Source organism: Luteibaculum oceani, assembly GCF_007995015.1.
Taxonomy (GTDB): domain Bacteria; phylum Bacteroidota; class Bacteroidia; order Flavobacteriales_D; family Luteibaculaceae; genus Luteibaculum; species Luteibaculum oceani.
On sequence record NZ_VORB01000010.1, the window covers coordinates 106,815 to 132,018 of the forward strand.

Genomic DNA, 25,204 nt, shown 5'->3' on the forward strand with positions numbered 1-25,204 from the left:
ATATCTAAACTTAATTATATAATCTACCGTCATTAGTACAAGCCTTGCATTTAAACCCAAAAATTTGCGCTCATTTTTTTCTTAGCCTACAAGGTGGAAAATATCCTTCATTTCAGAATTGAACAATACTACCCTAATAAAATCAAGCTTTTTCAACAAATTTTTCATTAGCCTTTTTCAGCCGTCCAATTTTAAACTTTTCATTTTTCATCGTTCAGGCGCCGCTAAGCCGATTTTCACGTCATCTTGTCGATTTAAATCGAACAAACACCCGATATGACGGCAACTCTTCGCTATTTACTTTGCGGAATTCTAGTAGGATTTTCCGCAATAGCATACGGTCAAGGACTTACATGCGCTACCGCTGTTACTATTAACAACGTCCCCTACTCCACGCCCTTTCTTCAAAATGAAACGACTTGTGGAAAAGGAAATAACTACAACCGAGAAGATCGATGTGGTAACATATATATGGATGACGAAGAATTCATGTACGAATTCACGCCAAATGCTGACATGTGCGTTACGGCTACGGTAAACCCAGTTTTAACTGGGATAGGAGCCGATGCTCCCATCGCGCTTTTTATCACCGAAGGTTGTCCAGATGACTTGAATGGTAAATGTATTGCTCAATTCACCAACCCCGACAACGCCAACAATACACCCAAACCGGCCACCCTTGAGAATATTAATCTTAAAGCTGGAAAAACTTATTATTTCCAGGTTACCGCTAGGAGTGAGTGTTTCGATTTTACTTTTAGCCTTAATCAAGGCAACAATTGTCAACCAGATCCTGTGGGCTACAATTGCGAGACTGCCCAGGAAATCACTTCCCTACCCTTTGACACCACAGGCGCGAGTAACTGTAACCGAAAATCGTTTATAAAAGAAGGAAATGACTGTTATTCCACACTATATAATGACGAAGCGTCTTACCTTTATAAATACACCCCCAAACAAAAGGAATGTATTAAAATAACGGGATCACAATCTGGTTCCACTGGTAGAATTACCATGCACGAAGACCAGTGCCCAACTTACTCAGACACCACTTGTAAATGGACGGATTATTGGTACGGCTCCACCTACGTTGAATACCTCACGCTTGACTCTGGAAAAACCTACTATTTCCAAGTATCATCTCGGTCACCATGTATGACCTACAACCTAAACATCTCCACTGTGGATGGGAAAGGAAAGACTTGTTCCGACGCCATAAAAATAGAACCTACCAATAATTATTTCGAAAAACTAGACCTTACCACAAGGTGTATGGGAGATGACATCTCCGTGGAGCCAAAATGTATTAACAGTTCGAGATACAGCTCCTTCAACGAAGTGGTATTTAAATATGAATCCGACGGAAATGAATGTATTTCTGCAGCGGCGTTTAATGTAAGCGGCTATTATTTAAATTTATCCATGTACAAAGGTTGTCCTAGTGCAACCAATCCTACCCATCTAGCTGATGGCTGCTCAAGATGGCCAGACTATACTGCTGGAATAGAGTACACAATTGTCGATCCTGGTACCTATTACTTTATAGCAAGTAGTTATACATATACTTCTCCTTGGTCAGGAACCACCTACGAATACGATCGCGATTTTGATTTTAGATTCTCTACCGCTAAGCTCGACCCAACCGGTATAAACTGCTCAACTCCTGATGCCCTTCCCTCTAAGACTAACGTTAAAAAACAGGGAATTTCAGTACAGTGTAAAGAAGATGATTATGATCCTTCTGACGCTTGTGGTATTCCTTTAATTGGTGGTGCGGATTACGTTTTCACCTATACCCCACCACAAGATTTTTGCGGAACCATAGTGGGTAGAAATGTGAATGGTACTGGTGGATTGATGCTATTTGATAAGTGTCCAGATGCTAGTAATGACGAATCTAGCTGTAAGGGTGCAGTTGCCTGTGAAGTAGCCTGCGATTCCATCTATATGGATGTTACCTTTAAGGGTGGGAAAACCTATTACATTGTTGGTGCTGCCACCACTGGAAGCTTCTTTAGCTTTGACATTGAAATTAGAAAGCGCTATAACACCCCCAATGGATGTAAAGCTGCCGATCCAAACTGTCCAGACCCAAATGATTGTGACGATTGTTTAAATGCCGATTTCGAAACAGGTAACTTCCAAAACTGGAAGGGTTGGACAGGTAGATACGGTACCCCCAAACAAACTCCGGGACTGGATACCACATACACCAACGACCCTCTTTCAAGACACACACTCATGAATGCGGGTGGATACGATCCAGTTGTAGGTCAAAATAAATTGAGAACCACTGGTCCCATTGGGGAGCGTTATGCTGCAAGAATTGGAAACCGAAACTCTGGATATCAAGCAGATGTTCTGTATTACGAATTTACCGTAACCCCAGAAACAAAAAACTTCTTCTACTACTACGCTGTAGTATTTAACGACCCGAGCCATAACGTTAATCAACAACCTTTCTTTGGTGTAGAAATGGTAGCCATTGATGATAATGGTATTGAAACAGAAATTCAATGTGCGGCCTACGAAGTAAGAGCCGATCCTAATGACCCAACCTTCCAGGAGACTTACGACCACGTAAGAAATTCCACCTCTACCACCATTAGATGGAAAGATTGGACCCTAGTTACGGTACCATTAGATAATTTTATGGGGCAGGATGTCCGTATTGAATTTACAACTAAGGATTGCGATCAAGGTGGACACTACGGATATGCTTATATCGATGCCTTCTGTGGAGATATTGAAATGTTGACCAATACTGGTAAATACGCTATTTGTCCAGGAGAATCCTTAACGCTAACTGCTCCAGATGGATTTGCTTCTTACCAGTGGTCTACCGGTTCTACGGAAAGATCGATAACCGTAAATACCCCTGGAAATTACACGGTAATCCTTACTCCGTTCGGTCAAAACCCACTATTAAACTGCCAGGTAACCCTAGAGCAAGAAGTAACCATGTCCGACCAACCTACTGCAGACTTTGTCTTCGAAGAAGGTTGTATAGATCAGTTTATCGACTTTGCCGATCAGTCTCTTGGCTCTCCATCCTTCCCCATTGAATCGTGGAGCTGGAACTTCGGTGATGGAACCGGTGAATATCCCGATACCAATAGATATCACGCCTTCCCCGGCCCTGGAACATATGATGTGCGTCTTGCCGTTAAAAACACCGGTGGTTGTGTGGATACCGTTATCAAGGAAGTTCACATTCCTGACTTCCCTACACTTCCGCCGCTGAACGCTATAGATACCATTGTAATTTGTCAAGGGGATACCACCCGTTTATTTGCTGAAGATGTTGGAGATGTAACCTACAGCTGGACAGGACCTGGTTTCGGTTCTAGCGATAGAACACCTCTGGTGAATATCGTTGGATTACAAAACGAAGGAGAATACATTATCGAAGCCATTCTTAAAGCCGATACCTGTGTTAAAGGGTACGATACCACCTACATTGATGTGGTGCCGCTTCCTACATACGAAATCAAAGACGATACCAATAAGTGTTTCCTAGATCGTAGACTGAAGTTATTCGCCTCAGGTGGTGAAGATGAGTTCTCTTACTCGTGGACGCCAGCGAATATCTTCGATGATCCTTCAGTACAATTCCCTTGGGCTGAACCCGATTCTACCACTGAGATATTTGTACACACCACGCACACCTACTGTCCAGACTCTACCATGTCGATGATATTAACCATCGATTACTACGAAGAAATGCTAGAGCTGGTAGATGAAATTACCGTGTGTGAAGGCGATAGCATCATCATTATTCCTGATGCTGGTAAACCAATCGAATATCTTGTTTGGGAAACTCCCGATGGATACACCTACGATGGTGAAGAAATCATTCATCCTAAAGCTTCCGATTCCTTAGGCGGATACTATTACGTAACCGCATACCTAGACGATGGCCCTATGTACTGTCAGTACGCTTACGATTCGGTGAAAGTGAATGTAATCCCTGCACCAGATGCACAAATCACTCCTGAAAGTGCTAGAAACTGTGTGGGTGACTCGGTTGAGTTTACCGCACAAAACCCTATGCTAAACATGGTGTGGACCAATGCCGATGGAGATACCGTAGCTTACGGTCCTTCCGCTAAAGTATTGGTGAACGATGAGTACTACTATGTTACGTACCATAATGAAACGGGTTGTTACAATAGAGATTCTGTATTCGCCGATGAGTACACCATGGTAAAACCCGATATTGGAAAAGACAGAACGCTTTGTCTGGGAGATAGCTATAAAATTCCTATCAAAAACAGAAACAAACTGCTAGACGACTACAGATATTACTGGAATACCGGTGAAGAAATAGAACGCATTACCGTTACCCAAACTGGAGAATACATCCTTTATGTAGAACAATGCGGGTGTGTATCTAGCGATACGGTATTTTAAACCTACCAAGACCCTGCAGCATTTACCATGGGCAACGATACCCTACTTTGTCAGGGAGACAGCCTTACCTTCGACTTTACCGATATGGGTGAAGAAATCTTCTGGAATGACGGAAGCGATGATTGGGTAAGAACTGTTTATTATCCTTCTGGTACTTACTCAGTAACCATCATCTCTGGTGCTTGTCAGCTGGAGGATGAAATCAACGTGAACTTCGAGCAGTTGATTCCAACACAGCTGCCTAATGATACTTCTATTTGTTTGGGTGAGTCGGTTGCGCTTACTGCAAGTCCTTCTGGACAGAACTACAACTGGTTCGATAACGGAACGCTTATCAACACTACTCCAAACATTATTGTAACCGAAGCTGGAAACCACAACATCATTCTTGAGTCGTACACCAACGTATGTCGCGATAGCGATACCATGCTCGTGAGTGTACTTTCTCCCGATGCATTGAACTTCCCAGATGCACACATCTGTGAAACCGATTCCTTCTTCGTAGATGCCTCTATCCCCTACCAAGGTGCTTCCTACACCTGGGGTGATGGATATAACGGCGCTACCCGTTGGATCGCCAATGCCAGAGAATACACCATTGAAATTGTAGCGGGTCCTTGTATCATTAACGATACCCTACAGCTTACCCACGATGTTGTACCTACTTTCTCTATTGGTGCCGATCAAACCATTTGTGAGGACAGTCAAACTACCCTTGTAGCTGACAACACCTCTTGGCCTAGCTACCAATGGGAAGATGGAACTTCAGGACCTACTAACACGGTGAACACCGCAGGTGAACACATCTTAGTAGCAACCAACGGACTGTGTTCGTTCGCCGATACCATGACCCTATTCCTAGACACCATCCCTACTTTTGATCTAGGACCTGACTTTAGTATCTGTGAAACCGACGATAGTGTAATTACTACGGGTATTAACAATCCAGCCATTACCCACCTTTGGAGTACTGGAGATACTGGACCAGCTATTACCATTAAAAATGCTGGTAATTACTCGGTTACCGCTACCAACGGTCTGTGTTCTTATACCGATGACCTTAACCTTGGTGTACAACCGCTTCCTGGGGTAGATCTAGGACAAGACAAAGTACTTTGCCTTGGCGATGCACTTACCATTGGATTTACTGCTCCTAACGCTACCTATAGCTGGAATACAGGTGAAACCACCGATTCTATCATGGTAACCTCTACCGATACCTATATCCTTACCGTTACACAACAACTTTGTGTGGAGTCGGATGAAATCAACGTGCAGTTCGATGAGCTTAAAAAGCCTAACCTAGGCGAAGACATCGTGCAGTGTAACGGAATCGATGCAGTACTTGACGCAAATACCGTAGCACAGACTTACGAGTGGTACCGAAACGGAAACTTAATCTCGGGTGAAAACAACCGCAGCATTAACATTACCGCTCCAGGATTATACTCCGTAAAAGCTATACAAGGTACTTGTTCGGATACCGATGAAATCCAAGTGAGCATACAAACACCGCACACCCTGACTTTATCGCAAGACAGCTTGCTTTGTCAAGGTGAAGAATACCTGCTTAGCACCAGTACCAATGCGCAAAACCCACAATACCTGTGGAATACTGGAGAAACCTCCGATCAAATTCAGGTGAGTGGTACCGGCGTATACTCAGTTACCGTTATCGATGGTGTGTGTGCTGTTACAGAAAGCGCAGATGTAATTTTTGTTCCTCACCCCTACATCGACCTACAACCTGGTGCTACCATCTGTGAAATCGATTCGGTTACTATCGGAGACTTCTTCGAAAAAGACCAACTCGATACCAACAAAACCCAGTACAACTGGAATACAGGACAGGATACGGCAATCATTACCGTGAGACTTGCTGGTCAATACGTGGAAACCGCTAAAATCGAACACTGTTTCAATACCGACTACTTCGATCTTAAAGTGGTAGATATGCCAATTACCAACATGACTCCTCCGGTGGTAACTTGTGCTAACGAGTTAGTGCCGATCTCTACAGGACTTCCTGGATTAACCACTACATGGAACATGGGAGCAGGCGCAGGACATTCTATTGTACCAAGAGAATCTGGAATTTATGTGGCAACCATAACAGACGGACCTTGTGTAATTAAAGACACCGTTTGGGTTACCATTAACAACATCCCTGATGAGGAAGTCCCAGATATCTACGTTTGTCCTAAAGACAGTGCACAACTTATGGTAACTACAGAAAATGCTAGAGCAATCTGGAATGGTGTAGAAACCAACCCTATTACTGTGTATCCTAAAGACAAGTTTATCCTTGAAATCTACAACGAACACGGTTGTAGATCGGAACAAACCGTTATGGTGTTTGAGGATAAGGACTGCTTTGACGACCTATACATTCCAAACGTGTTTACGCCAAACAATGATGGAGTAAATGAAACATTTAGAATATCCATGTCTGAGAAGATTATATTCCAAAGCTTTGAAGTGTACAACCGTTGGGGTGAATTAATTTACAGCTGCGAAGGTGAATACAAAGAGTGGGATGGTAAATATCGAGGGGATGATGTAATGACTGGCACTTATGCTTATCGATTCACCTACTTAGATCAATATGATATTCCGCACACTAAAGCAGGAAGTATTACTATATACAAGTAACATAACAACTACCCTACACGTATAACCGAAAAGGGTTCTCATTAATTTGAGAACCCTTTTTTTATTAGCCCATTACTTAACCACAAACCCAGTAATTATTCCTTTACCCAGCTTCACTAATCTTGCCCTATACTATTTCTGCAAAACCAGACCGCACGGTGAAACAATAAAAAAGCCATTACCAAATAAACTATTGCCAAAAAACGACTATTAAGAATTTAAAGACATGGATTGGGAGCAAATAGCATTTAACCTACCTTATAAACTGACATATCTACATCTAACAACTTATTATTCTGCGCTTAACTTTTATTACAAACATTCATTTCGTTCAATCACCTAAAATTTAAGGCTTAGGATTTCAATTTATACCCCCGGTAAAAAATGATTTAAAAACACCCTATGATTTCCGTATTAAATTAAACTATACCAACTTTAAAAACCAATCTCTACCCAAACTACAGTTTAATTGCATCTATAAATTCGAAGAAAAAAAATTGGCAACCCTAAAAGCACATTTAATACCAATGGCTACACATCTCCCTTGTAGCTTATTAATGCGGGATAATTAAAAAGGAAAGAAATTCTATCAGACCTCCAAGTTTTACTAATTCCTTTATCGAGTAAAGGCATACTCAAGACAACCAAAAACGTCAGTTTAACGAAAAGTAAAGCAGAACTATATTGTTTACCAGTATGTCTAGATTAAAATTATTATTGTCGGCCACCCTCCTAGGGCTGGCAAATTTGGTGTTTGCACAAGGTGAAACTTGTGCTACAGCCGTTAAAATTAACGGCATACCCTATTCTACACCAGTTCTTACCAATGAAACTACCTGCGGTAAAGGAGACAACTACGAACGAAATGATCGCTGTGGTAATCTTTACATGGGGGATGAGGAGTTCATGTATGAATTTACTCCCAACAACGACATTTGTGTAACTGCAACGGCAAGTCCTGTATTAACAGGAACTGGCTCGGATGCTCCTATTGCAATGTTTATTACCGAGGGATGTCCAGACGACCTAAATGGAAAATGTGTTGCACAGTTTACAAACCCAGATAACAGAGTTGGAACTCCCAAACCTGCAACTATCGAAAACGTTCAACTCAAAGCTGGAAAAACATATTATTTCCAAGTAACTGCAAGGAGTGAGTGTTTCGACTTTACTTTTAACCTGTCTCAAGGGGCAAATTGTCAACCTCCTGCTACAGGCTATGACTGTGACAATGCTGAAGAAATCACTTCACTTCCATACGATACTGCAGCTGCAACTAATTGTAACCGAAACTCCATGGTTAAGGAGGGGAATTACTGTTATTCTACCACCTATAATGATGGACCGACATACATTTATAAGTACACTCCAAATGAAGACAAGTGTATTAAATTCGAAGGAAGAGCGGTAAATAGAACGGTGCGATTTACCCTACACCCGGATCAGTGCCCTACGTACACAGATACAACTTGTAAAAGAACTATGTACTTCTATACCTGGGGAGACAGAACTTATTTTGAAACCTTGGACTCTGGAAGGACCTATTATTTCGCTTTCTCAACTGGATCTACTTGTTCTGAATACAGCTTTAAAATGTCTGAAATCGGAAATAAAGGAAACACTTGTGCCCTTGCCCACGAAATAAAACCCGATGCAGGTGGAACCTGGATGGAAACCGACTTAACAACTAGATGTAAAGGGGACGACTACAAACAAGAATGGCACTGTATAAGCTGGAGCAGCCGATATGATGATGGTAACGATGTAGTATTTAAATATGAGTCGGATGGTAACGAATGTATTTCAGCTGCTGCTACCAATGTTAGTGGTTCTTACCTTTCCATTAGTATGTTTAAAGATTGTCCTTCGCCTACCAATGACTCCATTTGGGCTTATGATTGTACCTCATGGTCTAAAAGACAAGCAACCATAGAATACACTCTTAATGATCCTGGAACTTACTATTTCATAGTGTCTGGATATACCTACAACAGTTCATGGTCTGGATTAAATTACTACGATCGTGATTTCGACTTCTTATTTGCCACGGCGAAAATGGACATCAAGGGTACCGATTGTGCCAATGCCGACAAATTTCCTTCTAAAACTAATGTATCCGCCCAAGGTATCTCCGTTCAATGTAAAGGAGATGATTACGACCCTTCTGACGCATGTGACATTCCATTGATAGGTGGATCTGATTATGTTTTTGAATACACCCCACCCCAAGATTTTTGTGGAACCATAGTTGGTAAAAATGTAAAAGGAACTGGTGGATTGATGCTTTTTGACAAATGTCCAGATCAGATTACCGATGATAAAAGCTGTAAAGGTGCGGTTGCTTGTGAGGTAAAATGCGACTCCATCTATATGGATGTTACCTTTAAGGGTGGGCAAACCTATTACATTGTTGGTGCTGCCACCACTGGAAGCTTCTTTAGCTTTGACATTGAAATTAGAAAGCGCTACAATACTCCCGACGGGTGTAAAGCTGCCGATCCAAACTGTCCAGATCCGAACGACTGCGACGATTGTTTAAATGCCGATTTTGAAACGGGGAACTTTCAAAACTGGAAAGGTTGGACGGGTAGATACGCTACTCCAAAACAAGTTCAAGAGCTGGATACCACCTATACCAACGACCCGCTCTCTCGACATACTTTAATGAATGCAGGTGGATTTGACCCGGTAGTTGGTGAGAATAAATTAAGAACAACCGGTCCCATAGGAGAGCGTTATGCTGCAAGAATTGGTAATAGAAGTTCCGGTGCACAAGCTGATGTTTTAGTTTATGAATTTACCGTAACCCCAGAAACTAAAAACTTCTTCTACTATTACGCGGTAGTATTTAACGACCCTAGTCACAATGTAGATGACCAACCATTTTTTGGAGTAGAAATGGTTGCTATTGATGATAATGGCCTTGAAACAGAAATTCAATGTGCGGCCTACGAAGTAAGAGCCGACCCTAATGACCCTACATTTAAAGAAACCTATGATCACGTACGAAATTCTACCTCCACAATTATCAGATGGAAAGACTGGACTCTAGTTACAGTACCTTTAGATGACTTTATGGGTCAGGATGTTCGTATTGAATTTACCACCAAGGATTGTGATTTAGGTGGACACTACGGATATGCCTATATCGATGCCTTCTGTGGAGATATTGCAATGGAAACCAATACTGGTAAATACGCCATATGTCCAGGGGAATCCTTAACGCTAACTGCTCCAGATGGATTTGCATCCTACCAATGGTCTACCGGTTCTACCGAAAAATCAATTGAAGTAAGCGTTGCAGGTACCTACTCTGTTATCCTTACCCCGTTTGCTGAAAATGCTTTATTAAACTGCCAGGTAACTCTGGAACAAGAGGTAACCATGTCTGATCAACCCACTGCAGACTTTGTCTTCGAAGAAGGTTGTATAGATCAGTTTATCGATTTCGCCGATCAGTCGCTCGGATCCCCAGCCTTCCCCATTGAATCGTGGAGCTGGAACTTCGGTGATGGAACCGGTGATTACCCCGATACCAATAGATATCACGCCTTCCCTGGTCCTGGCACCTACAACGTTAGATTGGCCGTTAAAAACACCGGTGGTTGTGTGGATACTGTTATCAAAGAAGTGGTAATTCCAGAATTCCCTTCTCTTGATGCCCTTAACGCTCTAGATACCATTGTAATCTGTCAAGGAGATACCACTCGTTTATTTGCCGAAGATGTTGGAGACGTTACCTACAGCTGGACAGGACCTGGTTTCGGTTCTAGCGACAGAACGCCTCTTGTAAATATCGTTGGATTACAAAACGAAGGTGAATACATTATCGAGGCCATTCTTAAAGCCGATACCTGTGTTAAAGGTTACGATACTACTTACATTGATGTGGTGCCGCTTCCTACCTACGAAATCAAAGACGATACCAATAAGTGTTTCCTAGATCGTAGACTTAAGTTATTCGCCTCAGGTGGTGAAGATGAGTTCTCTTACTCTTGGACACCAGCGAACATCTTCGATGATCCTTCAGTACAATTCCCTTGGGCTGAACCCGATTCTACCACTGAGATATTTGTACACACCACGCACACCTACTGTCCAGACTCTACCATGTCGATGATATTAACCATCGATTACTACGAAGAAATGCTAGAGCTGGTAGATGAAATTACCGTGTGTGAAGGCGATAGCATCATCATTATTCCTGATGCTGGTAAACCAATCGAATATCTTGTTTGGGAAACTCCCGATGGATACACCTACGATGGTGAAGAAATCATTCATCCTAAAGCTTCCGATTCCTTAGGCGGATACTATTACGTAACCGCATACCTAGACGATGGCCCTATGTACTGTCAGTACGCTTACGATTCGGTGAAAGTGAATGTAATCCCTGCACCAGATGCACAAATCACTCCTGAAAGTGCTAGAAACTGTGTGGGTGACTCGGTTGAGTTTACCGCACAAAACCCTATGCTAAACATGGTGTGGACCAATGCCGATGGAGATACCGTAGCTTACGGTCCTTCCGCTAAAGTATTGGTGAACGATGAGTACTACTATGTTACGTACCATAATGAAACGGGTTGTTACAATAGAGATTCTGTATTCGCCGATGAGTACACCATGGTAAAACCCGATATTGGAAAAGACAGAACGCTTTGTCTGGGAGATAGCTATAAAATTCCTATCAAAAACAGAAACAAACTGCTAGACGACTACAGATATTACTGGAATACCGGTGAAGAAATAGAACGCATTACCGTTACCCAAACTGGAGAATACATCCTTTATGTAGAACAATACGGGTGTGTATCTAGCGATACGGTATTTGTAACCTTCCAAGACCCTGCAGCATTTACCATGGGCAACGATACCCTACTTTGTCAGGGAGACAGCCTTACCTTCGACTTTACCGATATGGGTGAAGAAATCTTCTGGAATGACGGAAGCGATGATTGGGTAAGAACTGTTTATTATCCTTCTGGTACTTACTCAGTAACCATCATCTCTGGTGCTTGTCAGCTGGAGGATGAAATCAACGTGAACTTCGAGCAGTTGATTCCAACACAGCTGCCTAATGATACTTCTATTTGTTTGGGTGAGTCGGTTGCGCTTACTGCAAGTCCTTCTGGACAGAACTACAACTGGTTCGATAACGGAACGCTTATCAACACTACTCCAAACATTATTGTAACCGAAGCTGGAAACCACAACATCATTCTTGAGTCGTACACCAACGTATGTCGCGATAGCGATACCATGCTCGTGAGTGTACTTTCTCCCGATGCATTGAACTTCCCAGATGCACACATCTGTGAAACCGATTCCTTCTTCGTAGATGCCTCTATCCCCTACCAAGGTGCTTCCTACACCTGGGGTGATGGATATAACGGCGCTACCCGTTGGATCGCCAATGCCAGAGAATACACCATTGAAATTGTAGCGGGTCCTTGTATCATTAACGATACCCTACAGCTTACCCACGATGTTGTACCTACTTTCTCTATTGGTGCCGATCAAACCATTTGTGAGGACAGTCAAACTACCCTTGTAGCTGACAACACCTCTTGGCCTAGCTACCAATGGGAAGATGGAACTTCTGGACCTACTAACACGGTGAACACCGCAGGTGAACACATCTTAGTAGCAACCAACGGACTGTGTTCTTTCGCTGATACCATGACCCTGTTCCTAGACACCATCCCTACTTTTGATCTAGGACCTGACTTTAGTATCTGTGAAACCGACGATAGTGTAATTACTACGGGTATTAACAATCCAGCCATTACCCACCTTTGGAGTACTGGAGATACTGGACCAGCTATTACCATTAAAAATGCTGGTAATTACTCGGTTACCGCTACCAACGGTCTGTGTTCTTATACCGATGACCTTAACCTTGGTGTACAACCGCTTCCTGGGGTAGATCTAGGACAAGACAAAGTACTTTGCCTTGGCGATGCACTTACCATTGGATTTACTGCTCCTAACGCTACCTATAGCTGGAATACAGGTGAAACCACCGATTCTATCATGGTAACCTCTACCGATACCTATATCCTTACCGTTACACAACAACTTTGTGTGGAGTCGGATGAAATCAACGTGCAGTTCGATGAGCTTAAAAAGCCTAACCTAGGCGAAGACATCGTTCAGTGTAACGGAATCGATGCAGTACTTGACGCAAATACCGTAGCGCAGACTTACGAGTGGTACCGAAACGGAAACTTAATCTCCGGTGAAAACAACCGTAGCATTAACATTACCGCTCCAGGGTTATACTCCGTAAAAGCGATACAAGGTACTTGTTCGGATACCGATGAAATCCAAGTGAGCATACAAACACCGCACACCCTGACTTTATCGCAAGACAGCTTGCTTTGTCAAGGTGAAGAATACCTGCTTAGCACCAGTACCAATGCGCAAAACCCGCAATACCTGTGGAACACCGGAGAAACCTCCGACCAAATTCAGGTGAGTGGTACGGGCGTATACTCGGTTACCGTTATCGATGGCGTGTGTGCCGTTACAGAAAGTGCAGATGTAATTTTTGTTCCACACCCCTACATCGATCTACAACCTGGTGCTACCATCTGTGAAATCGATTCGGTTACTATCGGAGACTTCTTCGAAAAAGACCAACTCGATACTAACAAAACCCAGTACAACTGGAATACAGGACAAGATACTGCAATCATTACCGTGAGACTTGCTGGTCAATACGTGGAAACTGCTAAAATCGAACACTGTTTCAATACCGACTACTTCGATCTTAAAGTGGTAGATATGCCAATTACCAACATGACGCCTCCGGTGGTAACTTGTGCTAACGAGTTAGTACCTATCTCAACAGGACTTCCTGGACTCACCACTACTTGGAACATGGGAGCAGGTGCAGGACATTCTATTGTACCGAGAGAATCTGGAATTTATGTGGCAACCATAACAGACGGACCTTGTGTAATTAAAGACACCGTTTGGGTAACCATAAACAACATCCCCGATGAGGAAATCCCAGATATCTACGTTTGTCCTAAAGACAGTGCACAACTTATGGTAACTACAGAAAATGCTAGAGCAATCTGGAATGGTGTAGAAACCAACCCGATTACCGTGTATCCTAAAGACAAGTTTATCCTTGAAATCTATAACGAACACGGTTGTAGATCTGAACAAACCGTTATGGTGTTTGAGGATCCAGAATGTGACGATGAACTGTTTATTCCAAACGTATTTACACCAAACGACGACAATGTTAATGAGACCCTAAAAATCTCTATGTCTGAGAAAATCATTTTCCAAAGCTTCCAAGTATTCAACCGTTGGGGTGAATTAATCTACAGCTGCGAAGGTGAATACAAAGAATGGGATGGTAAATACCAAGGAAAAGAAGTAATGAGTGGCGTATACGGTTATAAGTTTAATTACTTAGACCAATACGACATGCCACATACCAAAGCGGGTAGCATTACGGTTTACAAATAGGCAATACTTCCCTACACATAACCGAAAAGGGGTTCTCAATATTTTGAGAGCCCCTTTTTTTAATTCAATTCAACTAAATTTTTTCTCCTAAAAAAACATTAACACCACTTGCAATAGAGTTTCCATTTGCCCTTCGGAACACAACAATTTGGCCCACATGATACAAAGCATCGGAAAGCGGGCCATTGATAAAATGCCAAAATGGATATTCCATAGTGGAGGAACTAGATTGATACCTGATCTTTAGGTGTTCTATTTCCGGATCTGATAAAGCCGATATTTTATCGTGCGTTTCCTTTAAATGCGTTAAAAACCAAAACCTAATTTCATCTAAATCCTCTAAAACAGGCCCCTTTCCCCTTTCAATTGCGTTTCCGAAAGCACAACTGTGCATCATTAACCCCAGATAGTTAATATGTGTTAGGGTTTCAAAGCAGGATTTCCCACTTTCGGATGGTCTAAAATTCAAGTCTTCTTTTCTCAGATTATGAGTTGCCCAATAATATCGAAAACCCAGTCCAGCTATCATTCGGCATAAAACGTTTGAGGTGGAAATGGAGCTTGGATAATGATCTATTCTTTCAAAGGGCAGTTTTTCCATGGATATAAAGAGTATAAATATTTAATATTGGCCTCTATGGATTTACCTCAGGCATTTTTAGATAGGATTACCAAGGAATGGAACTCCGAAACAATATCAAAGTATCGTGATTCTTTTCAGGAAATTTACCATTCTATCCGATTAAATCCACTCAAAAATCTTGAGCTAGATTCCTTTAAAGAGTACAACAAAATTCCATGGGCTTCTCAAGGTTATTATCTATCCCGAAGACCTCATTACACATGGGACCCAGCTTTTCAAGCAGGATATTACTACGCCCAGGAAGCGGGATCTATGAGTATTGAGTTTATTTTCCAGAAATGGAGAAAACAGTACCAAGAAAAAGAACTAATTGGTCTCGATGCTTGCTCCGCTCCTGGAGGTAAAGCCACTCATATCTTGTCTTTGCTCGACCCAGATCTGGATGTATTAATATGCAATGAACCCATTCCTAAAAGAGCACAGGTATTAAAGGATAATTTAGGAAAATGGGGCTACATCAATGTTTTAGGAAATAATCTTGATTTCTGTAAATACGGACTACCCAAAAACAGTTTAGATTTCGCCGTAATTGACGCCCCCTGCAGTGGTGAGGGAATGTTTAGGCGTGATAACAGGGCTGTGGAGGAATGGAGCGAGGAAAATGTAAAAACCTGTGCCTCCAGACAACAAAATATTTTAGATCATATCCTGCCCTCCCTAAAGCCTGGAGGTTTGATCGTATATAGCACCTGTACCTTTAATAAAGACGAAAACGAAAGTCAACTGGAGTACATTACCCGACATGGAGCAGACCCCTTCAAAATCTCCGACCTTAACAATTTCGAAAACGCTCAATTAACTGGGAAAGAAAATGCATTTAGATTTATTCCTGGAGTAACAAAAAGTGAAGGATTTTACGTGAGTGCCTATGTTATTAAAAAACAATCAGAGCAATCCGAAAGTAAAAACAAACCACGGAGAATTAAAACTGCCAAACTTGACCATGTAACCGTAAAAAATGGCTGCCTTATTGAGGAAAAAGGTACGTACTATGCAGTTTCTAATCGTGGATACGAGGTATACAAAGAAGCTAATCTTGGCCTCCCAATTATTGCGATTGGTGAAGAGAAAAAAGAAAAATTCATCCCCCACAGTAACCTTGGTTACTCACCCTTTTTACTGCATAATTACCCCTCCGTAGAATTAGATTGGGAACAAGCCCAGAAATACCTTGAAGGTGAAACAATAAGAGTTTTCTGTGAAAAGGGGATTGTTCTACTCCAACACGAATCCATACCCTTAGGGTTTGGAAAATCAGTAGGTACACGCATTAACAATTTAAAGGAAAAAGGACTGAGACTAATCAACTCTGCACCATCTAAAACTCTGGCTGACATTAGATTTCCACCCAGCTAACAAATCGGTTAATCGGCTTGACACATCCCTTAATCGAAGAATTATACTCAAAGGCTGATAGTTCATCGAATGGTGATATTCCTCAGGTATATTGCTAGAAAATTAACCGTACATGCCAGACTCCCACCTAAACAATTCCAACCCCGAAAAGATTTATTCTCTTTTAAATCTTTCTGAAAAAGTAGGTCAAGTAGGATCGTGGGAGTTCATTGTGGCCCCTTCTAAAATACATGTTAGTGGCATTGCTCGAGAAATATTAAATATATCATCCCCTAAAGACAGTGGTTTAATTCTGCAGAATTTAAAATGTAGCCATTCCAAAAAGTCAATTAGTGATATTATAATTTCTGGAACTTCTAGTGGAGCAACTTTTACGCAGTTCATAGAACTCAATTTTGGAGAACACACAAAGTTTATACGCATTAACGGGGAATGTGAATCAAACAGTGAAAAGAAAGTAGTACGATCCTTCGGTAATATCCAAGATCTGACTTATGAATTTGAAAAAGAACGAACCCTTAAGGAAAGTGAAATTTCACTTAAGGACGCCCAGCACCTGTCGAAAATAGGTAGTTGGACCTGGTATCCTCAAGAGAATAGGGTAAAATGGTCTGAGGAAATGTTTAGGATTTTAGGGTTAGAGCCGTCTAAGGACGAAATTACCATAGACACCGTATTCAAATTCATTCATCCCGATGACATTCAACATGTTAGGGATATCACTAACAAAGCTTTATTCGAAAAAAGAGCAATTCCTGTAGAATACCGAGTTATAACTCCCAATGGTACAATTAAACATGTTAGGGGTAGCGGCGAGGCAGTTATAAGAGATGGGGAGATGATTAAAATGTTTGGTACAATTCAAGATATTTCTTCCGAAGTTGTATTAAAAAATCAGCTTAAAGCCTATTGGAAAAACTCACAAGATCTACTTTGTATTTTTGACTTAAAAGGAAACATAAAAAGCATAAACCCCAAATGGTCTAGATTACTAGGGTATTCTATATCAGAGTCCAAAACCCTTAGTTTCGAAGAAATTCTTCACCCTAATGACAGGCAAATGATTTTCCGTAAAATTTGTCTATTAATTCAAACCCCAACAAATTCCGAATTTACCTGTAGGGTTAAAACAAAAAACAATAATCACATTTGGGTTTCCTGGTTATGCTCTTCAAACATGGACTCCAAAGAGGTATATGCATCGGGAAGAGACATCACCTATATGGTAGAGTCTGAAGAAAAACTGAAAAATTCTGCCTTAGAATTAGAAGCCAAAAACAAAGCTCTGGAGCAGTTTGCCTACATCGCATCTCATGATTTAAAGGAACCTCTAAGAACCATAACCAGCTTAACGGATTTATGGATTAAGGACAACGAACACTTATTAGATGAAAACGGTAGAACTGTTTTCGATTTTGTTAAAAAGGCCACTAAGAGAATGGATAGCCTGATTAGTGGATTGCTGGATTACAGCATGATTGGCAGCAATGAAAACATAGAGCTGCTTAACACTAAAGCCATTGTTACCTCGGTTCTTGAAGATTTGAGTTTGCTTGTTGAAGAAAAGCAGGCAACTATAACTATCGAACAACTTCCAGAAATTAGAGGATACAAAACAGGAGTTAGACAGGTATTCCAAAACTTGGTTGGAAATGCTCTTAAATACACCAAGAAAAACGGGGAAAAACCCAAAATCAATATTTCGTGCAATGCTAGAGGTAAAGAATATATCTTTTGCATTCAGGATAATGGCATAGGTATAAGTACCGAAGACAAGGAAAAAATCTTTAAAATCTTTCAGCGATTACATAATAGATCGGAATACGAAGGAAGTGGAATTGGCTTGGCTCACTGCCAGAAAATTACAGAAGTTCACGGGGGAAGAATATGGGTTGAATCTACAGTGGGCCAAGGCAGTTCCTTTTACTTCTCCTTCGGAGAACAAGAAATCCAGCATTCGGCATCGACTGAAAACCAGAGTAAAAGGAATAAAAGCGGAGGCCACCTTAGCATAGCCTCTTAATTCTAATGAGGGAGATGTTTTTTTAATACCCCGTATAAAAAGGTTCCACTTATTGCGGAGATAATCACTAATATAATTGAGGTATACCCTGCACCAAAAAGTGTATACAGTGGTCCTGGACAAGCTCCTGTTATTCCCCATCCCATTCCAAATAAGATTCCTCCCAAAATGTTTGCCTTGTACAATGGGGCCTTATCCTTAAGTTGAATAGGATTCCCCCTAAAACTCCGGATGATATTTCTTCTAAATAGCTGGTTAAAAACAAGTCCAGCGGCTAAAGCAGAACCAATGATTCCATACATGTGGAAGCTCTGAAATCTAAACATTTCCTGTATCCTGTACCAAGAAACTGCCTGAGACTTCACCATAATGATTCCGAAAAGTATACCAATGAGTAAAAACTTAAAATATTTCATCTTAAAAGAGTATGGGAAATAATAAATGTGTTACTAAAAGTCCTCCGATAAAGAAGCCGATTACTGCAATTAAAGAAGGTAACTGTAGATTGGATAATCCCGTGATGGCATGTCCAGAAGTACAACCTCCAGCCCATCGGGTCCCAAATCCAATTAACAAGCCTCCAGCAATTAAAATAAGTAGCGTTCCAGCGTCCTTCAAGCTATTCCAACTGAACAGTTCTTGAGGCAGTAAAGATGAGCTTGTGTCAAATCCCAGATGCTCCAGGTCCTTTTGTGTAGCTGCAGCTATTTCAACCGCAGCATCTCCATTTAAAAAGGTCACCGCTATCCAGCCTCCTAGCATAGCTCCCACCACAAAGACTAAATTCCAAATCTGACTTTTCCAGTCGAAGGCAAAAAATTCATACCTCTTACCAGCTCCTAGCGCCGAACAAACTACCCGCATAGTTGAAGAAACTCCAAAGGTTTTTTCGAACCAGGTTAGTAAAAACATGACAATAGCGATTAAGGGCCCTGCTATATACCAGGGCCAAAACTCCATTATAGTCTCCATAAATTTTAGCTTAATTAGTTAAGGGCAAAGAGGTTTCTTTAATATCCTTAAATCCACCTTCTACATTAACTATATTGTGAATTCCTCTTGACTTTAAAATACTCGCTGCAATCACAGAACGGTATCCCCCGGCACAATGGATGTAAGCCTTGGCATTTTTGGGATACTTATCAAGATGATTATTAATTTCAGCCAAGGAGGTATGTATAGCTCCTTCGATATGGCTTGCTCCGTATTCCGAACATTTTCTAACGTCGAACACATTTTCTTTTACCTCAGCAAACTTTTCTTCAAGTGTTTTCGCAGGAACAGACTCAACCGTTTCCACCGCCTTACCAGCCGACTGCCATGCTTCAATTCCACCCTTTAAATAACCCAAAGTGTTATCAAATCCAACACGTGCAAGTCTGGTAACCGCCTCTTCCACTCTATTTTCATCAACTATTAATAGGATAGGTTGCGCTATATCTACAATCAGTTCTCCAACCCATGGTGCAAAACCTCCATCTAATCCAATAAAAATAGAGTTGGGGACATGTCCTTTTACGAAATCAGCTGCTGCGCGTACGTCCAACATCAAAGCTCCCTTTTGATTCACTACGGCCTCAAAATCCTCTGGCTCTAATGCTTTGGTTCCTTGAGATAAAATTTGGTCGATGTCGGTATAACCTTCCTTATTCAGTTTTACGTTAAGAGGGAAATATTTGGGTGGAGGCATTAATCCGTCTGTTACCTCTTTTATAAAATCCTCCTTAGACAACTCTGGGTTTAAGGCATAATTCATTTTCTTCTGATTGCCTAGAGTATCCACAGTTTCCTTCATCATGTTTTTTCCACAAGCAGAACCTGCTCCATGCGCTGGGTATACGGTTAATTCGTCTGGAAGTGGCATGATTTTACCTCTGAGTGACTCAAACAAAAATCCAGCAAGATCTTCTTGAGTTAAATCCGCACCCTTTTGGGCTAAATCTGGTCTCCCCACATCTCCCAAAAACAGCGTATCACCGGTAAAAATGGCTTCTTCCTTTCCGTTTTCATCACAAAGTAAGTAGCAAGTACTTTCCATGGTATGCCCAGGAGTATGTAGTACCTTAATTTTGAGTTTACCTAAGTTCAAGATTTCTCCATCCTTGGCAATGTGTGCTTTAAATGATGGATTTGCATTGGGACCATAAACTATGGTTGCTCCAGTTTTTTCGGCAAGGGAAATATGACCACTCACAAAGTCTGCGTGGAAATGCGTTTCCAGAATATACTTGATCTTGGCATTATCCTTCTCGGCCCTTTCAATATAAGGTTTTACCTCGCGTAAGGGATCTATGATTATTGCCTCACCTTCACTTTCAATGTAGTAAGCACCCTGTGCTAAACATCCTGTATATATCTGTTCTATCTTCATATCTAAAATAATTCTACACTTACAATTACAACAGCCATTGCTAATACGAAATAAGCAAAACCGTGTTTCAATTTTTTACCGCTTACAAATTTGGAAATATATGTGCCCAGAAAAATTCCAATTATTGCTAATAATGTAAAAGATGCTAACAACATCCAGTTAATGTTGGCTCCAGATTGTACATCACCAATAAACCCAATTAAAGATTTCGCGGCTATAATTAGCAAAGAGGTTCCTACAGCTTTTTTCATGGGTATTTTTGCAAGTAACACTAGTGCAGGAATAATTAAAAATCCACCACCTGCTCCTACCAATCCAGTAACTACCCCTACCAAAATTCCTTCGAGAACAATAAGATGGTATGGTAACATTTTCTTTGACTGATTGAGATCCAACTGACTTTCTTTCTTTGGCTTAAGCATCGCCACTGCAGCAATTAGCATTACTAAAGCAAAAAATACCATTAGTAAAGTAGACTTGGTAAACGAACCAAAGCCCCAATCCATAGTGGCTGGTATGGCTGGAATAATCCAAAGTCGAGTTAGATACACGGCAATGAAACTTGGAGGTGCAAAAATTAAGGCGGTCTTAACATCCACGTTACCCAACCGATAATTTTTTACCGCACCAACCAAGGCTGATAACCCCACAATAAACAAAGAGTAGGCAGTGGCTAAAACAGGATCCTCACCCATAAAGTAAACCAAAACTGGCACAGTTAAAATAGAACCTCCACCTCCTATTAAACCCAATGAAACACCAATAATTATGGCAGAAAAATATCCTAAAATCTCCATGCTAACCTAGGTTACAGTTTTGCATGCAATCGAATATTTTCAAAATCTCTGGCTCGGCAATGGAATAGAAAATATGCTTGCCCTCCTTTTTCGATTTTAGTACACCGTTGTCTCTCATTTTTATCAGATGATGCGACAGCATGGATTGCTCAACAACCGTTTCGATATTCTCCCCAATTGTAGAAACATCAAGGGTTTTATACTCCTCCAAGGCTTCTAAAATTTCCAACCTAACAGGATGTGATATGGTTTTAAGCAATCTGGCCACCTTCTCTAGCTTATCAAGACTGATATTTCGCTTTGTAGTTTTCATTTCGGCGGCAAATATATGAATATTTTATAATATGTAAATACATTATTTTGTATCCGAATAAATTTGGGAGATTTTAGCCCCGTGGAATTGAGATCTAAATTGTTAGCGGAACTTATAGGTACCTATGGATTGGTTTTTGCCGGTACTGGAGCAATCGTAATAAATGAATTATACGGCGGAGTAATTGGTCACCTTGGAATTGCTGCTTCCTTTGGGTTGATTGTTACCGCCATGATTTATGCCTTTGGGGAAATTTCTGGAGCACATATAAATCCAGCGGTTACCCTTGCGTTTTGGATGGGTAAAAAGTTTCCTAGTAAAAACCTCCTCCCCTATCTTTTTGCGCAGTTTACAGGTGCCATGGGAGCTTCCTTAACCCTTTACCTACTATTTGATGAGCCTAATTCACTAGGAGCGACTATGCCTTCTGGTTCAGCTGTGCAATCCCTTATTCTCGAGTTTATATTGAGTTTCTTTTTAATGTTGGTTATCCTACGAGTTTCTACCGGCTCTAAAGAAACGGGTATTATGGCTGGTATTGCAATTGGCTTTACAGTCGGTCTAGAGGCTCTTTTTGCGGGGCCCGTTTGTGGTGCATCCATGAATCCGTTTAGATCTTTAGCCCCCGCAATGGTATCCATGAATTTGCAGCACCAATGGCTTTACATTTTGGGGCCCTTGGCTGGCATGATGACCGCAACCGTTGCCTTTAAATGGCTTCAGCCCAAAAGCGCATCCCGATGAAAGAACTTATGCGAGAAATTGAGGCTTGTAACATCTGTTGGCAGGGTCTTCCCCTGGGGCCAAATCCTGTTTTGCAAGTATCCCCAAAATCGAAAATTATCATTGTAGGCCAAGCCCCGGGAATTAGGGTTCACCAAAGTGGAATTCCATGGAACGACCCCAGTGGAGACAACCTTCGAAATTGGTTAAATGTATCAAGTGAAGAATTCTACAATCCTGATATTTTCGGAATCATCCCTATGGGTTTTTGCTACCCAGGAACCGGAAAATCTGGTGATCTACCTCCCCGAAAAGAGTGCGCGAGAACTTGGCACAAAAAGTTATTTAAGCAAATAGAATCTCCCGAATTAGTGCTATTAGTTGGGAAATATGCAATTCAGTATTACCTAAAAACCAAAGAAAACCTCACGGAAACCGTAAAAAACTTTGCTCAGGAGGACTCCATTTATTTTCCACTCCCTCACCCATCACCTAGAAATAATATTTGGCAAAAGAAAAATCCTTGGTTTAAAACACGAGTTATCCCGAACTTGCAAGAAAAAATCAGAGAGTTTATTTAATCATTCATTTGGAGAACCCAATTATGGAGAAATACACGCAATGCGGCAATACTAGCAAAGTACAAATGGAATTTCTACAGCATCTCCAAAACGGCAGTCTACCCATTTCAGAATTTACACACCATGCGCATATAGAATTGGCCTGGATTATGCTGCAAGCAAACCCAGTTCAGGATGCAATGGAAAAAGTTTCTCAAATCATTTTAAACTACGTTAAAAAACTTGGGGCTGCAGCCAAGTTTAATCGCGCTCTTACCCAAAATTCTGTTTTACTCATTTCTAAAAGAATGCATAAAGACCTTGATTTCGAGGGATTTAAACGAAATAATGAGGACCTCTTTGACGATTTTAAGAAGGCGTTAATGTTGTTTTCATTGGAAGGGTCCGATAACAGAACCAATACTATCCAAATCTTAAAATGAATTTTGTTGCCTCTGGCTTAAAACCAAACATATACGCCTTAGTTGGCTTATTAACCCTTTATTTAGGGGGGATAGGTAGTGTTTTTGCACAGGAGGATTATACCTGGTGGAATAACAAACATAATTGGGACGGAACCACGCATTGGCAGCGATATTTAATTGTTTCACCAAATTTTTTTGGGCCCAATGCTTTGCCCGTTCCTGAAATTCATCAAGGCACCCTCCCCTCTGCTGCATCCTTTACCGCCTCAATTAACCAACACTTCGGTAGAGGAAATTCAACAACAAATCCATTTTTCTCTTTCCAAACACCTCTATACTCTAAAAAAGTGGGTCTTGAAATTTCTATGGTACCCATAGAATACTTTAAAATGGATACCATAACACGCGACGAAAGACGGGTTCGAGATCGAGATGGAAAGGGTTGGACAGCTGGAGATGTTCATATTTCAACTCAAATCAAATTGTTAGACGCCAATGATCGACGACCGGATATTAGTCTTTTAATCCACCTAAAAACAGCTTCGGGGGGCGGCTTAGGAGCGGCGAGATACACAGATACTCCAGGTTACCATTTCGCATTTTCAGTAGGAAAAACAAGTAATCCTGTTTCAAAATCATTACAGTCTTACCGATGGTATAGCATAGTTGGCTTTATGGCTTATCAAACCTACCGTACCGATTACCGCCAAAACGACGCTTTGATATACGGGGTGGGAAACCAAATTCAAACCAAATCGCTCAATTTACAGACTGAACTTGGTGGTTATTTTGGATACATAAACAACGGAGATAGACCGCTTTTGTTAAGAATAAAATTGGAAGGAAAATTAGGCAACTGGAAAAAAGTGTTTTTTCAATTCCAACAAGGTTTACACGACTTTCCATACTCTTCAATAACGATTGGAAGAAAAATTGCTACCCCATCTCCATTTAAATCCAACTAATTATGCCCCTTGTCACGCAAAAAACGGATTTAACGGTTGCAGATTTCTTCGCGAAAAAAATAAGTAACCAACGAATTAAAGAGGATTGCGAAACATTATTAACCCTTAAGCAGGAAGTTAGCGCTTGCAAGCCTTTAGTATGGGGAAACTACTTTATTATTGGATTTGGATCTTATACCTATCAAAGGAAAGGTCAAAAAGAAAATTTGGAGTGGTTTCACATGGGTTTTGCTCCGCGATCAAATAAAATTACCCTTTATTTGGGGTTCGATATTACCACGCGTTTAGATCTTCTAGAAAAATTAGGAAAGCATAAGTGCGGAAAGGGCTGTCTATACATCAATAAACTAGCTGATATCGAAATTACCGTATTAAAAGAATTATTACTTCTAAGTAAAACTGCCCGATGGCACTAATGATCATTTAAAATGCGCATTCTACTAACTGTTCTAACATTAAGCATACTTAATTTAGG

The 25,204-nt window shown here is 41.1% G+C and carries 16 protein-coding genes; 10 read left to right on the plus strand and 6 right to left on the minus strand.

Features of this window, described 5'->3' with window-relative positions; translation table 11 throughout:
* The first annotated feature begins 276 nt into the window (after positions 1–276).
* From FRX97_RS10890 to FRX97_RS10900, 3 genes are all read left to right on the plus strand, one after another.
* Complete coding sequence (locus tag FRX97_RS10890) at positions 277–4,413, plus strand: PKD domain-containing protein (RefSeq protein ID WP_147015246.1); 4,137 nt, start codon at positions 277–279, stop codon at positions 4,411–4,413.
* Positions 4,414–4,440: 27 nt separating this feature from the next.
* The gene (locus FRX97_RS10895) at positions 4,441–7,065 is read left to right on the plus strand and encodes a gliding motility-associated C-terminal domain-containing protein (protein ID WP_147015247.1); all 2,625 of its coding nucleotides are present in this window, start codon (positions 4,441–4,443) and stop codon (positions 7,063–7,065) included.
* A gap of 696 nt (positions 7,066–7,761) precedes the next feature.
* Complete coding sequence (locus FRX97_RS10900; RefSeq protein WP_147015248.1) at positions 7,762–14,553, plus strand: T9SS type B sorting domain-containing protein; 6,792 nt, start codon at positions 7,762–7,764, stop codon at positions 14,551–14,553.
* Positions 14,554–14,626: 73 nt separating this feature from the next.
* Here FRX97_RS10900 and FRX97_RS10905 read toward each other — a convergent pair whose 3' ends face one another.
* A complete protein-coding gene (locus FRX97_RS10905; protein WP_147015249.1) occupies positions 14,627–15,154 on the minus strand; it encodes a DinB family protein in 528 nt (175 codons plus the stop codon).
* A gap of 36 nt (positions 15,155–15,190) precedes the next feature.
* Here FRX97_RS10905 and FRX97_RS10910 point away from each other — a divergent pair, with 36 nt between their 5' ends.
* Complete coding sequence (locus FRX97_RS10910; protein ID WP_170227115.1) at positions 15,191–16,552, plus strand: methyltransferase RsmF C-terminal domain-like protein; 1,362 nt, start codon at positions 15,191–15,193, stop codon at positions 16,550–16,552.
* Between the two features lie 112 nt (positions 16,553–16,664).
* A complete protein-coding gene (locus FRX97_RS10915) occupies positions 16,665–18,575 on the plus strand; it encodes a PAS domain-containing sensor histidine kinase (protein ID WP_147015251.1) in 1,911 nt (636 codons plus the stop codon).
* Between the two features lie 2 nt (positions 18,576–18,577).
* Here the strand turns inward: FRX97_RS10915 and FRX97_RS10920 are convergent, their stop codons facing one another.
* Genes FRX97_RS10920 through FRX97_RS10940 form a run of 5 tightly spaced genes read right to left on the minus strand, consistent with a single transcriptional unit; the run spans position 18,578 to position 22,056 of the window.
* Entirely contained in the window at positions 18,578–18,991 is a 414-nt protein-coding gene (locus FRX97_RS10920) for a DUF6691 family protein (RefSeq protein WP_147015252.1), read from the minus strand.
* 1 nt (position 18,992) lies between these two features.
* Positions 18,993–19,547: a YeeE/YedE family protein gene (locus tag FRX97_RS10925; RefSeq protein ID WP_147015253.1), complete on the minus strand. Its 555-nt coding sequence runs from the start codon at positions 19,545–19,547 to the stop codon at positions 18,993–18,995.
* Positions 19,548–19,557: 10 nt separating this feature from the next.
* A complete protein-coding gene (locus FRX97_RS10930) occupies positions 19,558–20,946 on the minus strand; it encodes an MBL fold metallo-hydrolase (protein ID WP_147015254.1) in 1,389 nt (462 codons plus the stop codon).
* 2 nt (positions 20,947–20,948) lie between these two features.
* Positions 20,949–21,743 carry a sulfite exporter TauE/SafE family protein gene (locus FRX97_RS10935; RefSeq protein ID WP_147015255.1) on the minus strand — a complete coding sequence of 265 codons (795 nt, stop codon included), beginning with the start codon at positions 21,741–21,743 and terminating at the stop codon, positions 20,949–20,951.
* A 1-nt stretch (position 21,744) separates the two neighbouring features.
* Entirely contained in the window at positions 21,745–22,056 is a 312-nt protein-coding gene (locus FRX97_RS10940; RefSeq protein WP_147015256.1) for an ArsR/SmtB family transcription factor, read from the minus strand.
* Between the two features lie 87 nt (positions 22,057–22,143).
* Here FRX97_RS10940 and FRX97_RS10945 point away from each other — a divergent pair, with 87 nt between their 5' ends.
* From FRX97_RS10945 to FRX97_RS10965, 5 genes are read left to right on the plus strand one after another with little or no spacing between them, the layout of a single operon-like run.
* Positions 22,144–22,800 carry an aquaporin gene (locus FRX97_RS10945; protein ID WP_147015257.1) on the plus strand — a complete coding sequence of 219 codons (657 nt, stop codon included), beginning with the start codon at positions 22,144–22,146 and terminating at the stop codon, positions 22,798–22,800.
* Positions 22,797–23,360, plus strand: a complete 564-nt coding sequence (locus FRX97_RS10950; RefSeq protein ID WP_147015258.1) for a uracil-DNA glycosylase family protein — start codon at positions 22,797–22,799, stop codon at positions 23,358–23,360. The genes FRX97_RS10945 and FRX97_RS10950 overlap by 4 nt, the downstream gene beginning before the upstream one ends.
* A gap of 8 nt (positions 23,361–23,368) precedes the next feature.
* Complete coding sequence (locus tag FRX97_RS10955) at positions 23,369–23,782, plus strand: hypothetical protein (RefSeq protein WP_170227116.1); 414 nt, start codon at positions 23,369–23,371, stop codon at positions 23,780–23,782.
* A complete protein-coding gene (locus FRX97_RS10960) occupies positions 23,779–24,729 on the plus strand; it encodes a hypothetical protein (protein WP_147015260.1) in 951 nt (316 codons plus the stop codon). Before FRX97_RS10955 ends, FRX97_RS10960 begins: the two co-directional genes overlap by 4 nt.
* A gap of 2 nt (positions 24,730–24,731) precedes the next feature.
* A complete protein-coding gene (locus FRX97_RS10965; protein ID WP_147015261.1) occupies positions 24,732–25,145 on the plus strand; it encodes a DUF1801 domain-containing protein in 414 nt (137 codons plus the stop codon).
* Positions 25,146–25,204 lie beyond the last annotated feature (59 nt).